Genomic DNA, 14,141 nt, shown 5'->3' on the forward strand with positions numbered 1-14,141 from the left:
ACTATGAACAAGCACCGCAGGCTACACATCGACCGATACTCCCAGGCGGGATGGGAGATTCAGACTACTTGGGAGAGGAGATGGAACGTCACGAAGGTAGAGTTGATGGCTTCGATAAATCCCAGGCACCTGAATTTGTCGAACTTTATCTACAAGTCGTGAAAATGAAGCGTTGAAACAGGCGGGGGAGCTGCAAAATATGGTGTCCCAGGGCAGGTTCGAACTGCCAACCTTCCCCTTAGGAGGGGGATGCTCTATCCAATTGAGCTACTGAGACACACGTTGACCGCGACGAAACGCGGTGCGATGGACGGCGTGCATGTTAACGGCCGGGCTGGCTTTTGTCATGTCGTCCGTAGGCTTTTTAAGTGTAGGCAGACGCCTCGGCCGGGCGCGGACTTGTTTACCGCGAAAATTGCATCAGCGCAAAAAACCATCATTGCAAAATGCAATATGGCGCTTTACCAAAAATAACTTAATTCATTGTTTTTAAAGAATTTAATTGCCGATAAACTCTGGTATGCGAGCTGCCTCTCCTGTTCTCACAGAACAACCGAGGCCCGCCCCATGAACAGCGCCCTTTTACTCTCGAGTGCAATCGCTCTGACGGTTTTGCCGGGTTTTCAGTTTACCCCCGAGAGTGGTGCTGCGCAGGTTGCCCAGCGAATGCCACATTACCTTCAACTGCAGAAAGCCCCGCAGCTGACAGTTATGAACGGCCAGCACGGCTTTTTCAGCCAGGAAAACATCCTGGTGCCGGCTCTGTCTGCCGAACGCTTGGTATTTTGAATGACCCCCACCAGGAGCACAGCATGTCCAGATCAGCCGCGAGTTTCCTCATCCTCGCCTTGTTGAGTGGCATTTTCCATCTGTCATTGACCCAGGACATGGTCGTCACCCTCCCCCTGATCGCCTGTGGTGTATTCAGCGCCCTGTTCGTGCTCGCACTGATTGCCGGACGCAAGATCAAATTTGATCCGGTCCTACGTTAATCCGGGCATGGCTGATCCGGCGCAAGGGCCTGCCATCCATCCTGAATTCACCCCCTCTATACGACCTCCCCTAGTAAATCGGCCATTTGCCACTATTCTGTAAAAGGCAAGGAACAGGGATCGAGTCCGCTTTTGCTGCCCGTCAGAAGCCTTTCGTGGGTTGGAGAAAGCGCTAAGCGATACGGCCCGGTCGAACTTTTCAAACCAGTCAGCATTTCTGATAATTGGTGCTGGCAGAAAGCCTTTATACAGTTCAATATTTGTCACAGAATTGACGCCAAGGATCTGGCTTGTTTGAGGCATGATGCGCGCCTCTATCAATTCAGGTTGAACATTTGGTCAGAGCGCTTGTCCTATCAGACATCCTGCGGCCAATCCCGAAAACCGCTCCCCTGAACTAACCGGTTAAATATATGCGCCCATTGAAACAGGCAATTTATTCCAGCCGTACGGCTGACAAGTTCGTCGTACGTCTGCCAGACGGAATGCGTGAACGCATTGCCGAGGTGGCTCGCAATCATCATCGCAGCATGAACTCCGAAATTATTGCGCGCCTTGAGCAAAGTCTTATTCAAGAAGGCGCACTGGGAGAAGAACTGAGCATGCGCCTGGACAGCCCGGAGCTTTCCTTGCACGAACGGGAACTGCTGCAGCGCTTCCGCCAACTCTCCCATCGACAGCAGAACGCCCTGGTTTCACTGATCGCCCATGACGCTGAAATGACCGCCGACGCGTCCTGATTCAGCCAGAAAGCTCAAGCCAGCCTGATCGCTGGCTTTTTTTTGCCTGAAATCCGGGCACAAAAAACCCGCCGGATCAGGCTGTGTGAAAACCTAGCAATCTGCGCGGCACTCAAAGAAAATGCTTCGTATCGAAAGATACGGAGCATTTTTCGTTATGGCCTACATCCAGGGACAGTCCCGCAGTCAGACCAGCCTATTTCCGGTCTCGCTGGAAGAGTTGATCCCCGAGGATCACCTCGTTCGCGTTATCGACCTTTACGTCGCCAAGCTGGATCTGGCGCGACTGGGCTTTGATAAAGCACTTCCTAAAAGTACCGGCCGGCCCTCTTACGATCCAGCCGATCAGCTAAAACTCTACCTCTACGGTTATTTCCAGCGGATCCGTTCATCACGGCGCCTCGAAGCCGAGTGTCAGCGCAATATCGAAGTGATGTGGCTGATCAATCGACTCAAGCCCGATTTCAAGACCATCGCCGACTTTCGTAAAGACAACAAACCCGCTTTCATCGCGACGTGCCGGGCCTTCGTCCAGTTTTGCCGCACGGCGGGTTTGATAACCGGCGAGTTGGTGGCCATTGATGGCAGCAAGTTTCAGGCGGTCGCCTCTTCACGGCGTCATACGAATTTGAAGCGGCTCCAACATCAAGAGCAGAAGCTGGAGAAGCGCATCGCCCAATATTTGGCAGAGCTGGACGAGGCAGATAAAACCGAAGCCGGCGAAAAGATTAACCGTAGTGCGATCAGAACGACTTTGACGCAACTTGAAGTCAGGCATTCCAATAACTTGACGTGCCAGGCGCTGATGAAATCGATGGAGCTTGAGCAATTCAATACCCACGAAAGCGATGCGCGAATGCTGCGAACGCACAAAGGGCCTCGGGTCGGGTACAACGTACAGACAGCCGTGGACGCTGAGAACTGCATGATCGTGCACCATGAAGTGACTCAGGACAGCGATGATCGCAAGCAACTTGAACCGATGGCCAAGGCCGCCAAGGAACAACTTTCGCAAGATGAACTGACGGTCACTGCAGATGCGGGCTACTCCAATGGCAAGCAGTTCCAGGCATGTGAGGATGAGAACATCACCGCTTATGTGCCTGTGGCGCGATCACTCAACTCCTGCGGCAAGGAACAGGCACTTTTCGATCGAACAGCATTTGCCTACGATGCGTCGCAAGATCGATATCAATGCCCTGCCGGAAAATGGCTGATCTTTAAACAGATCAGCAACAAAGGCCGGATCTACCAGTCGGCGCTCAGCGACTGTGCAAGCTGCCCGTTAAAAGCGCAATGCACCGAAGCCCAGCGCCGATACCTCTCACGCCATCTGCACGAAAAGGCATTCGAGCGAATGGAGCAGCGAATGCAGGCGCATCCCGACATGATGGTCAACCGCAGATCCATCGTCGAACATCCCTTCGGCAACCTTAAACAGTGGTTATTTGGTAATGCTCGCTTCTTGCTGCGACAGCTTGAAGGCGCGAGAGCTGAAATGGCCTTGGCAGTGAACGCCTACAACCTGAAAAGAGCGATTAACGTGTTAGGCGTGCGCCAGATGATGGCGTTGATGGGCTGAAAGGCCTTTTTTCGTCTGCTGTGAGCACAAAAGCAAACGCCCCGAACAAGTCGGGGCGTTTGTTGGAACCGTCATCAGCGTGTTTTCACACAGCCTGGGATGGCGGGTTTTAGCGAAACGGACTTTAGAGCAGGAAGATTGTCGCCAGCCCCAGGAAGATGAAAAAGCCGCCGCTGTCGGTCATGGCAGTAATCATCACACTGGCCCCCATTGCCGGATCGCGCCCCATCTTCGCCAGGGTCATCGGGATCAAAACCCCCATCAACGCCGCCAGCAACAGGTTGAGCGTCATCGCGGCGGTCATTACCACGCCCAATGACCAACTGCCATAGAGCAGGTAGGCAACCACACCGATCACCCCGCCCCAGATCACGCCGTTGATCAGCGCTACCGCCAATTCCTTGCGCATCAGGCGCGAGGTATTGCCGGTGCTCACCTGGTCCAGCGCCATAGCCCGAACAATCATGGTGATGGTCTGGTTACCCGAGTTACCGCCGATCCCCGCCACGATCGGCATCAACGCCGCAAGCGCCACGAGCTTCTCGATCGAACCTTCAAACAAACCGATGACCCGAGAAGCCACGAACGCGGTGATCAGGTTGATCGCCAGCCAGGCCCAACGGTTACGCAGGGATTTCCAGACCGACGCAAAAATGTCTTCCTCTTCACGCAGACCCGCCATGTTGAGAACTTCGCTTTCGCTCTCTTCACGGATCAGGTCGACCATTTCATCGATGGTCAGACGGCCGATCAGCTTGCCGTTCTTGTCGACCACGGGCGCGGAGATCAAGTCGTAACGCTCGAACGCCTGGGCCGCATCGTAGGCGTCTTCGTCCGGGTGGAAACTCACCGGATCGCTGGCCATCACCTCGGAAACCTGTTTGTCCGGATCGTTGACCAGCAAACGCTTGATCGGCAACACGCCCTTGAGGACGCCGTCGTAATCGACCACGAACAGTTTGTCGGTATGGCCCGGCAACTCCTTGAGACGGCGCAGATAACGCAAGACCACTTCAAGGCTGACATCCTCGCGGATGGTCACCATCTCGAAGTCCATCAGCGCACCGACCTGCTCCTCATCGTAGGACAGTGCCGAACGCACACGCTCGCGTTGTTGCTGGTCGAGGGTCTCCATGAGCTCATGGACGACGTCTCGCGGCAGCTCGGAGGCCAGGTCAGCGAGTTCGTCAGCATCCATGTCCTTGGCGGCTGCCAGGAGCTCGTGATCGTCCATGTCGGCGATCAGCGATTCACGGACCGAATCGGATACTTCGAGAAGGATGTCGCCGTCGCGATCGGCCTTGACCAGTTGCCAGAGCGTCAGACGATCGTCCAGCGGCAAGGCTTCAAGGATGTAGGCGACGTCGGCGGAGTGCAGGTCATCGAGTTTGCGTTGCAACTCGACAAGGTTCTGCCGGTGGACCAGGTTCTCGACCCGGTCATGATGCGGGCCTTCCTGGCGGTGAGTCAGGTCTTCTACCACTCGCTGGCGCTGCAGCAACTCAACCACCTGAGCCAGGCGATCCTGCAAGCTTTCCTGCGTTTTCTTTACTTCAACATCGGACATAGGCGAACTCCACTCCCAGCAGCGGGGCACGCCGGAAGGATCAATCAGTCAATTCATGATTGGTGAAACGGGGTACTGAGTAACTACTGGGTAAGTCCATGGAGGTATTCCACAAGCCCCGGCGGGGCTGACGGGCGCAATGATACACCGCCTGACGGTTTTAAACGTTAAAAAATCTTGGCTGAAACAAGCGCTTGCACAACAAACTTGAGCATCGTCCTGATCCACAAAAATGCGACGACGTATTCTGAAAAGAAAACACACCACCCTTCGAAAATTGTAGCCGCTACCCTTGAAAAGGAACGTCATGGAGGACGCCTGATGCCATCAGTTGCACAATTCTTTCTACTGCTCGGCCTGCTCAGCCCCCTGCCCCTGGCGCTCGCCACCACCGTTCAGCGCTGCGAGGCGGCCAATGGGCGCATTACCTTCACCACACTGAGTTGTGCCGCGGGAGAAAGCGTTTCACTTCAGGACGTCCGTGCCTTTACACCCGGCAGCACGATGGCACTTATGCCGCCAGCCGAACCCCGTGAAACATCAGGAATGAAAATCCAAAGGAAAGAGCCGACCGTGGTCGGCCAGGCGCAGGACAAGTGCGCAAACCTGATCAGTGCCAGGCAGCGCCGGGAGGCGATCATCAATCAGCGAGTGGTCGCCGGCATGAGCCAGCAAGACGTCGAAAGCGCCCTCGGCAAGCCGGACAGGATCAGTATTCGCAATTCAGCCACGAGCTACCGCTACGACACCCTGCGAGGTCGCAGTGCACAGGTGGAGTTCGACGAGAGGGGATGCACGAAAGGAAAAGCCAAATCCCGGACGGCAAAAAGCCCGCATTAGATGCGGGCTTTCTGTTGTATGGTGCACTCGACAGGATTCGAACCTGTGACCGCTCGGTTCGTAGCCGAGTACTCTATCCAGCTGAGCTACGAGTGCATTTTGTGTTTTTAGACCAGACCACAACTGGCTGAAGCAAAGTTACTTGCATTACTGCAACTAACTCTTAAATGGTGCACTCGACAGGATTCGAACCTGTGACCGCTCGGTTCGTAGCCGAGTACTCTATCCAGCTGAGCTACGAGTGCATTTGTTGCCGCGCATTATAGGCCGTCTAATCTCTATGTCAAACACTTTTTCTAGTAATTTCAACAACTTACCGAAGAAGCCAGATTACAACGTACTACGCAAATAATGGCGGAGAACGGGGGATTCGAACCCCCGACACCCTTTTGAGGTGTACTCCCTTAGCAGGGGAGCGCCTTCGGCCACTCGGCCAGCTCTCCGCAACACGGGGCGTATATTAACCAGCTTCTTCCCCGTTTGCAAACATAAAAAACGATAAAAATTAATGGCTTGGTTCTTCGTCCTTCTCTTTCTTGATACGCAGGTAAATTTCCTCCCGGTGAACAGCTACCTCTTTGGGGGCATTAACACCGATGCGCACTTGATTTCCTTTGACGCCGAGCACGGTCACGGTGATTTCGCCATCACCGATAATCAGGCTTTCTGCGCACCGACGAGTCAGAATCAGCATACCTTTCTCCTCACGCATTACATTTCAGGGACAACAGTCTGCAAAAAAAAGGCACTCGACCCACAACCGGAGCGGTCGCAGCCCTACATGCCTGAGTATTGACTAGCGTGAGCAAAAGAACAGCCTCGGGGGTCACGCCATTCAAAAAAACAAAAGGCGCGGTCAGACCGCGCCTTTTGGCAAACGCATCACTCGCCCTGGCGGGCCGGTGCGTCCAGTTCGAAAGCCGTGTGCAGAGCGCGCACAGCCAGTTCCAGGTACTTCTCTTCGATCACTACGGAGACTTTGATTTCCGACGTCGAGATCATCTGGATGTTGATGCTTTCCTTGGCCAGGGATTCGAACATGCGGCTGGCCACGCCTGCGTGAGAACGCATGCCAACGCCGACGATCGACACCTTGGCGATCTTGGTGTCGCCCACGACTTCACGGGCACCCAGCTCGCCAGCGGTTTTTTCCAGCACGGCTTGCGCCGCCTGGTAGTCGTTGCGGTGCACGGTGAAGGTGAAGTCGGTGGTGTTATCGTGCGCGACGTTCTGCACGATCATGTCGACTTCGATGTTCGCGGCACTGATCGGGCCGAGAATCTTGAAGGCAACGCCCGGGATGTCTGGCACGCCACGGATGGTCAGCTTGGCTTCATCGCGGTTGAAAGCGATACCGGAAATGATCGGCTGTTCCATGGTTTCCTCTTCATCAATAGTAATGAGGGTGCCCGGACCCTCCTTGAAGCTGTGCAGTACGCGCAGCGGAACGTTGTACTTGCCGGCGAACTCGACCGCGCGGATCTGCAGCACCTTGGAACCGAGGCTGGCCATTTCCAGCATCTCTTCGAAGGTGATCTTGTCCAGGCGCTGAGCCACGGACACCACACGCGGGTCGGTGGTGTAGACGCCGTCGACGTCGGTGTAGATCTGGCATTCATCAGCCTTCAGGGCTGCCGCCAGCGCAACGCCGGTGGTGTCGGAACCGCCACGACCGAGAGTGGTGATATTGCCGTGCTCGTCGACGCCCTGGAAACCGGCGACAACCACCACACGACCTGCCTTCAGGTCACCGCGAATCTTCTGGTCATCAATCTGCAAGATACGCGCTTTATTGTGCGCGCTATCCGTCAGAATCCGCACCTGGTTGCCGGTGTACGACACCGCCGGCACGCCGCGCTTGATCAGCGCCATGGCCAACAGGGCAATCGTCACCTGCTCACCGGTGGAAACGATCACGTCCAGCTCGCGCGGAACCGGTTGGCCGTCGCCACTGATTTGCTTGGCCAGATCGATCAGACGGTTGGTCTCGCCGCTCATTGCAGACAGCACAACCACCAGGTCATCGCCGGCATCGCGGAATTTCTTAACCTTGTCGGCGACCTGCTCGATTCTCTCGACAGTGCCGACCGAGGTGCCTCCAAATTTCTGTACGATCAAAGCCATTTCAAAGCCGCCTCTGCCCATGAAGGGCGCCCAAATAATCACTCAAACAGCGTTGCGGCCCACCACTAGACTGCGGGCCGCAAGTACTGCCTTATAGACCCTGCTCTACAAACGGAACGGTCAGGGCCAGTGCCGCATCCAGTGCGCCAGCGTCGGTACCGCCGCCTTGCGCCATGTCTGGACGACCACCGCCCTTCCCGCCCACTGCCGCAGCGGCTTGCTTCATCAAATCACCGGCTTTGAGTTGGCCAGTCAGGTCTTTGGTTACGCCTGCAACCAGAACGACCTTTTCCTCATGGACACTGCCGAGCAGGATCACTGCGCGGCCGAGTTTGTTTTTCAGTTGATCGACCAGCGCCAGCAGCGCCTTGCCATCCTGACCGTCCAGACGCACGGCCAGCACTTTCACGTCCTTGACGTCCAGCGCCTGGGCCGACAGATCGTCGCCCGCGGCACTGGCAGCCTTGGCTTGCAACTGCTCGAGTTGCTTCTCCAGCAGACGGTTGCGCTCCAGCACAGCCGACAGCTTGTCGATCAGGTTGTCGCGGCTACCCTTGACCAGGCTGGCCGCTTCCTTGAGTTGTTCTTCCGCCGCGTTCAAGTAGGCCAGCGCTTGCGCACCGGTGACGGCTTCGATACGACGCACACCCGATGCCACACCGCCTTCGCTGATGATTTTCAGCAGGCCGATGTCGCCGGTACGGTTGGCGTGGATACCGCCGCACAGCTCGACGGAGAAATCGCCCATGCTCAGTACACGCACGTTGTCACCGTATTTCTCGCCGAACAGCGCCATGGCGCCTTTCTGCTTGGCGGTTTCGATATCGGTTTCTTCGGTTTCAACTTCGGAGTTCTTGCGAATCTCGGCGTTGACGATGTCTTCCAGCGCTTTCAGTTGTTCAGGCTTGATGGCTTCGAAGTGACTGAAGTCAAAACGCAGGCGCTGACTGTCGACCAACGAGCCTTTCTGCTGAACGTGATCGCCCAGCACCTGGCGCAATGCAGCGTGCAGCAAGTGAGTCGCGGAGTGGTTCAACGACGTGGCGTGACGCACCTCGGCATCAACGTGGGTCTCGACCGGCGTACCGACGATCAGGCTACCCGAATCCAGGATACCGTGGTGCAGGAATGCACCGCCGGTCTTGGTGGTGTCACGCACGTCGAAACGCGCGCTGCCCGCCTGCAGGTAACCGCAATCACCGACCTGGCCACCGGACTCGGCGTAGAACGGCGTCTTGTCGAGAACGATCACGCCCTCATCGCCTTCGCTCAATACGTCGACCGACTGGCCATCTTTATACAGCGCAACGATTTTTGCCAAACCACGGGTATCGGTGTAGCCGGTGAACTCCGTGGCCACGTCAACCTTGACCAGGCTGTTGTAGTCCATGCCGAAGGAACTGGCGGAACGGGCACGGACGCGCTGGGCTTCCATTTCACGCTCGAAACCTTCTTCGTCGATGGTCAGGCTGCGCTCGCGAGCGATGTCACCGGTCAGGTCCATCGGGAAGCCATAGGTGTCGTAGAGTTTGAACACCACGTCGCCCGGCACCACGTCGCCTTTGAGTTCAGCCAGATCCTGCTCGAGGATCTTCAGGCCCTGCTCCAGGGTCTTGGCGAATTGCTCTTCTTCGGCCTTCAGCACGCGCTCGATGTGCGCCTGCTGGGACTTCAGTTCCGGGAAGGCTTCGCCCATCTCGGCAACCAGGGCCGCGACGATCTGGTAGAAGAAGCTGCCCTTGGCGCCCAGCTTGTTACCGTGACGGCAGGCGCGACGGATGATCCGGCGCAGCACGTAGCCGCGGCCTTCGTTGGACGGCAGCACGCCGTCGGCGATCAGGAAGCCGCAGGAACGGATGTGGTCAGCCACGACTTTCAGCGAAGCCTGGGCGTCATTGGTGCAGCCGATGGCCTTGGCCGAAGCGCTCAGCAGGCTCTGGAACAGGTCGATTTCATAGTTCGAGTGAACGTGCTGCAGCACGGCACTGATCCGCTCCAGGCCCATGCCGGTGTCGACCGACGGCGCTGGCAACGGGTGCAACACGCCATCGGCGGTGCGGTTGAACTGCATGAACACGTTGTTCCAGATTTCGATGTAACGATCGCCGTCTTCTTCCGGCGAGCCCGGTGGGCCACCCCAGATGTCGGCGCCGTGATCGTAGAAAATCTCGGTGCAAGGACCGCACGGGCCGGTATCGCCCATGGTCCAGAAGTTGTCGGAGGCGTACGGCGCGCCCTTGTTGTCGCCGATGCGCACCATGCGCTCGGCCGGAACCCCGATTTCCTTGGTCCAGATGTCGTACGCCTCGTCATCGCTGGCGTAGACGGTGACCCAGAGCTTTTCCTTCGGCAGGTTCAGCCACTTGTCGGACGTCAGGAAGTTCCAGGCGTAGCTGATGGCATCACGCTTGAAGTAATCACCAAAGCTGAAGTTACCCAGCATTTCGAAAAAGGTGTGGTGACGAGCGGTATAACCGACGTTTTCCAGGTCGTTGTGCTTGCCGCCGGCGCGCACGCATTTCTGGCTGCTGACGGCGCGGGTGTACGCGCGCTTTTCCTGGCCCAGGAAGCAGTCCTTGAACTGGTTCATCCCCGCGTTAGTGAACAGCAGGGTTGGGTCGTTGCCCGGAATCAAAGAGCTGGAGGCTACACGGGTGTGGCCTTGCTCTTCGAAGAAGCGAAGGAAGGCTTCACGGATTTCTGCGCTTTTCATTAGGTTCTTCCACGGAGGCTGCGGCCAAAGGCCTGTTCGAAACGTCAACAGACGAAGCGACGGCAAAGGGCCGCATTATATCGGCCCTGCGCGCGGGGTACAGCGTGTTTATACGATAGAAACGCTCAATTGGAGCGCTAACGCTATCACTTGCGCGAAAAGCCGACGAATGTCGCGACGACTTGCTCGATTTGCGCACGGCTGACGTCCATGTGCGTGACCATGCGCAGACGCGCGGCGGCACTGAGCTTGATCCCGCGCTCGGCGGCAAAGGCCTTGATCGCCTCGGCCTGGTCGCCCATCTGCACATAAACCATGTTGGTCTGCACTGGCTCGACCTCGTAGCCAGCCCCGCGCAGGCCTTCGGCCAGCCACTGTGCGTTCGCGTGGTCGTCGGCCAGGCGCTCTACGTTGTGATCCAATGCATACAGGCCTGCCGCCGCCAGAATGCCGGCCTGACGCATGCCGCCACCGACCATCTTGCGCAGGCGCCGGGCCTTGCCGATCAACTCGGCCGAGCCGCACAGCACCGAACCGACCGGTGCGCCCAGGCCTTTGGACAGGCACACCGAGACGGAATCGAAATACTGGGTAATTTCCCGGGCATCCACACCCAGTTTCACTGCCGCGTTGTACAAACGTGCGCCGTCCAGGTGCAACTGCAAGCCATGCTCGCGGGTAAAACTGCGCGCCCGCGCCAGATACTCCAACGGCAGGACCTTGCCTTGCATGGTGTTTTCCAGCGCCAGCAAACGTGTGCGGGCGAAATGGAAGTCATCCGGCTTGACCGCCGCCGCAACCTGCGCCAGGTCCAGCGAACCATCGGCCTGTACTTCCAGCGGCTGTGGCTGGATCGAGCCAAGCACCGCCGCGCCACCCCCTTCGTACTTATAAGTGTGGGCCTGCTGGCCGACGATGTACTCGTCACCGCGTTCGCAATGAGCCATCAACCCCAGCAGGTTGCTCATGGTACCGGTCGGCACGAACAGTGCCGCGGCAAAACCCAGGCGCCTGGCCAGTTCGGCTTCCAGGTGATTGACCGTCGGATCTTCGCCATACACGTCATCGCCGGTGGCGGCCTTGGTCATTGCGTCGAGCATGCCGGCGCAAGGTTGGGTGACGGTGTCGCTGCGAAGATCGATAACGCTCATGAATCTGGCCTCGGTAAGCAGGGGGAAATCCCTTTCAGGAAAGAATTACTGCGGGCATGGCGACGATTAATCAACCCTCGCGTAGGAAAAGGCCGATTAAACCAACGGAAAAGTCGATGACAATCATCCAAAAGGGGTCATGCGCATACCGGAAATATGTGATAAAAACGCTGCGCCGCCAAACATTCAAGCGGCAAAAACGTTCTCAGGGCGGGGTGCAACTCCCCACCGGCGGTAATTGCGCACAATGCGCATAGCCCGCGAGCGCTTGGTGACAGCACGGCTTCGGCAGTGCCTGGCAGCAAGGTCAGCAGACCCGGTGTGATCCCGGGGCCGACGGTCATAGTCCGGATGAAGAGAGAACGGGATTGACAACAAAGGGCCGTCCGCCGGCATTCGTGCAAGCGTGCGTACCCTCAGATCCCCTTCGATTCATAACGCCCTGTTTTTCACACAAACAGGAGTCAGAACATGCAACCCACCGCAATCGACAGCAAAAGCAAACACCATCAGGGCGAGCGCGTTGCGTTCATCCAGGCCTGCTGGCACAAGGATATTGTCGATCAGAGCCGTAAAGGCTTCGTCGCCGAAATGATTGCCCAGGGTTATCAGGAGTCCGACATCGATTTCTTCGAAGTCGGCGGCGCCTTTGAAATGCCCCTGCACGCCAAGTTGCTGGCCAAGACCGGTCGTTACTCCGGCATCGTCGCGGCAGCCCTGGTGGTGGACGGCGGAATCTACCGTCACGAGTTCGTCGCCCAGTCGGTGGTCAGCGGCCTGATGCAGGTTCAGCTGGAAACCGAAGTGCCGGTGTTCTCGGTGTCCCTGACCCCGCACCACTTCCATGCAGGTGAAGAACACCAGAAGTTCTTCTTCGAGCATTTCCTGCATAAAGGCCAGGAAGCGGCGAAGACGTGTGCGGATACGTTGCACAAGATTCGTGCGCTACGTCGCACCGAGCCGCGCGCACTGGCCGTCTAACGCCCCGCCCACTGTAGGAGCAGCCGGTCGACGCTCGATTGCTCGCGAAGAACTCAAGATCGCTGCGGGGCATCAATTTCCCCGCGTTATCGTTGACGACCTTCGCGAGCAAGCTCGCTCCTACAGGGATTCGCCGTCAGGCCAGGTTTTCGTCGGTGGTCGGCACAACCAGGATGCCGGCACGCAAACCATTCTTCACCTTGGGGTTCGGGAAGATGATCCGGGCGCCCTCCTCTTCGATGATCCAGCGGGTGTTGGCGATGTCTTCCGCCAGCAGGTAACCCACTTCCAGTTCCGAAAAGTTCTCGATGTCCGCCGGCAGGTTCAGGCGGAAGCTGTCGCTGTGTTTGATGATTTCCCGTGCCACGCTGTACAGCTGTAAACCGTCCAGTGCCTCTTCAGTCAGTTCCGGCTCGGTACCCTCGATGATCTGCTTGAGGCGCTTCTCCAGCAGCGAGACGTTGACCCCGTCGTTCTGACCGAACGGCCGCGCCTTGCCCAACTCCAGGGTGAAGGCCTCGGCACCCAGCTTGTCGTAGGTGTAGGCGCTGAACACGATGGACGGCTTGTTCTGCAGCAACACCGCTTCCATGCCGGCGGCGCGCAGGCGCGCCAGTTCGTGGCGCGAATGCTGGCGGTCTTCTTTCCACGGGTACAAGGCGAACTGCTCTATTTTCGAGCCACGAATCGCCGTGTGCAGGTCGTAGTGCAGGCGCTGGCGATCCGGCAGGCTGAAGAAACTGGCGGCCAGGCGCTCCAGCTCACAGGCGCGCAGGGCTTCGCAACCGCTGCTTTGTTCGTGACGGCCATTGAACAGCCGATTGACGTCCTGCTCGACGAAACGCTCGCCTTTGCGAATCGCTTCGGGGTTACCGAACAGGAACAGAATACGTGCGCGCGGCTTCAGGTCGCCGCGGGCGATATCGTGCAACAGGCGATCGAGCAACTCGATCGGCGCTGTTTCGTTGCCATGGATCCCCGCCGACAGCAGCAGGTCCAAGCCGTTGTCACGGGCTTCAGGTGGCCGGACTTCCAGCGCACCTTCGCTCAACCAGCGCATGCGCACGCCTTCGACAGTCAGTTGAGTCTTCTCCGCCGGTTCGCGGCCGGCGAGGGTCAGTTCAAGCAGTTTGCCGAGGGCGAGCATAGAGCGGTTTCCTTAGTGGTCGTGATTGCAATCCGGGCCGTGAGCGTGATCCTCGTCGTCGCCGAGTTCAGCCGGTTCCATCTCCAGTTGCAGACTTACCAGATTAGTCGCCAATGGGCGCAACAGCAGGTTTGCGTATTCGGCGTCGCCTTCTTCGACGTCCACGCCGATCAACAGTTGGCCGCGGCCGTCCTGTTGGATCCACAGCTCTTTGCCTTGCCACAGGACCGCGACGCGGGTGCAGGACGTCTCCAGTTGCGTGCCGTCGGTGTCTTCAAGGATCAGCTGCAGGGTATCGCTCATG

General features: G+C 57.6%; 13 protein-coding genes, 4 tRNA genes and 1 riboswitch. Of the genes, 6 read left to right on the forward strand and 11 right to left on the reverse strand.

Going from position 1 to position 14,141, the window contains the following annotated elements; all coding sequences use genetic code 11:
• Window positions 1–200 precede the first annotated feature (200 nt).
• A tRNA-Arg gene (locus AC3ITY_RS25745) sits at window positions 201–277 on the reverse strand.
• 290 nt (window positions 278–567) lie between these two features.
• Here AC3ITY_RS25745 and AC3ITY_RS25750 point away from each other — a divergent pair.
• From AC3ITY_RS25750 to AC3ITY_RS25765, 4 genes are all read left to right on the forward strand, one after another.
• Window positions 568–789 carry a hypothetical protein gene (locus tag AC3ITY_RS25750; RefSeq protein ID WP_489305777.1) on the forward strand — a complete coding sequence of 74 codons (222 nt, stop codon included), beginning with the start codon at window positions 568–570 and terminating at the stop codon, window positions 787–789.
• Window positions 790–812: 23 nt separating this feature from the next.
• The gene (locus AC3ITY_RS25755; RefSeq protein ID WP_489305778.1) at window positions 813–992 is read left to right on the forward strand and encodes a PA3371 family protein; all 180 of its coding nucleotides are present in this window, start codon (window positions 813–815) and stop codon (window positions 990–992) included.
• 413 nt (window positions 993–1,405) lie between these two features.
• Window positions 1,406–1,732, forward strand: a complete 327-nt coding sequence (locus tag AC3ITY_RS25760; protein WP_008066583.1) for an Arc family DNA-binding protein — start codon at window positions 1,406–1,408, stop codon at window positions 1,730–1,732.
• A 157-nt stretch (window positions 1,733–1,889) separates the two neighbouring features.
• Window positions 1,890–3,314 (forward strand): IS1182 family transposase, encoded by a 1,425-nt coding sequence (locus AC3ITY_RS25765; protein ID WP_489305654.1) that lies wholly within the window; start codon window positions 1,890–1,892, stop codon window positions 3,312–3,314.
• Between the two features lie 124 nt (window positions 3,315–3,438).
• Here AC3ITY_RS25765 and mgtE read toward each other — a convergent pair whose 3' ends face one another.
• Entirely contained in the window at window positions 3,439–4,881 is a 1,443-nt protein-coding gene (gene mgtE, locus AC3ITY_RS25770) for a magnesium transporter (RefSeq protein ID WP_103397747.1), read from the reverse strand.
• 321 nt (window positions 4,882–5,202) lie between these two features.
• On the opposite strand from mgtE, the gene AC3ITY_RS25775 reads away from it, so the two are divergent.
• Window positions 5,203–5,721 (forward strand): cell envelope protein SmpA, encoded by a 519-nt coding sequence (locus AC3ITY_RS25775; protein WP_489310999.1) that lies wholly within the window; start codon window positions 5,203–5,205, stop codon window positions 5,719–5,721.
• A 19-nt stretch (window positions 5,722–5,740) separates the two neighbouring features.
• Here AC3ITY_RS25775 and AC3ITY_RS25780 read toward each other — a convergent pair.
• The 7 genes from AC3ITY_RS25780 to ltaE form a co-directional block, all read right to left on the reverse strand.
• A tRNA-Arg gene (locus AC3ITY_RS25780) sits at window positions 5,741–5,817 on the reverse strand.
• A 72-nt stretch (window positions 5,818–5,889) separates the two neighbouring features.
• Window positions 5,890–5,966: transfer RNA gene (locus AC3ITY_RS25785), tRNA-Arg, on the reverse strand.
• A 107-nt stretch (window positions 5,967–6,073) separates the two neighbouring features.
• Window positions 6,074–6,164 (reverse strand) — tRNA-Ser (locus AC3ITY_RS25790).
• Window positions 6,165–6,226: 62 nt separating this feature from the next.
• Window positions 6,227–6,415, reverse strand: coding sequence for a carbon storage regulator CsrA (gene csrA / locus AC3ITY_RS25795; protein WP_002554426.1), 189 nt, complete (start codon window positions 6,413–6,415; stop codon window positions 6,227–6,229).
• 188 nt (window positions 6,416–6,603) lie between these two features.
• Entirely contained in the window at window positions 6,604–7,845 is a 1,242-nt protein-coding gene (locus tag AC3ITY_RS25800) for an aspartate kinase (protein WP_007971040.1), read from the reverse strand.
• Between the two features lie 91 nt (window positions 7,846–7,936).
• Complete coding sequence (alaS, locus tag AC3ITY_RS25805; protein WP_489305781.1) at window positions 7,937–10,558, reverse strand: alanine--tRNA ligase; 2,622 nt, start codon at window positions 10,556–10,558, stop codon at window positions 7,937–7,939.
• Between the two features lie 146 nt (window positions 10,559–10,704).
• On the reverse strand, window positions 10,705–11,709 hold the full coding sequence (gene ltaE / locus AC3ITY_RS25810; RefSeq protein ID WP_489305783.1) for a low-specificity L-threonine aldolase: 1,005 nt from the start codon (window positions 11,707–11,709) through the stop codon (window positions 10,705–10,707).
• Between the two features lie 197 nt (window positions 11,710–11,906).
• A riboswitch (FMN riboswitch) is annotated at window positions 11,907–12,077 on the forward strand.
• Window positions 12,078–12,180: 103 nt separating this feature from the next.
• On the opposite strand from ltaE, the gene AC3ITY_RS25815 reads away from it, so the two are divergent.
• Complete coding sequence (locus tag AC3ITY_RS25815; RefSeq protein ID WP_489305784.1) at window positions 12,181–12,690, forward strand: 6,7-dimethyl-8-ribityllumazine synthase; 510 nt, start codon at window positions 12,181–12,183, stop codon at window positions 12,688–12,690.
• Window positions 12,691–12,826: 136 nt separating this feature from the next.
• Here AC3ITY_RS25815 and astE read toward each other — a convergent pair whose 3' ends face one another.
• Entirely contained in the window at window positions 12,827–13,837 is a 1,011-nt protein-coding gene (astE, locus tag AC3ITY_RS25820; protein WP_489305786.1) for a succinylglutamate desuccinylase, read from the reverse strand.
• 12 nt (window positions 13,838–13,849) lie between these two features.
• The gene (locus AC3ITY_RS25825) at window positions 13,850–14,140 is read right to left on the reverse strand and encodes a topoisomerase II (RefSeq protein ID WP_489305788.1); all 291 of its coding nucleotides are present in this window, start codon (window positions 14,138–14,140) and stop codon (window positions 13,850–13,852) included.
• Window position 14,141 lies beyond the last annotated feature (1 nt).

Source organism: Pseudomonas sp. GL_091, from assembly GCF_057837725.1.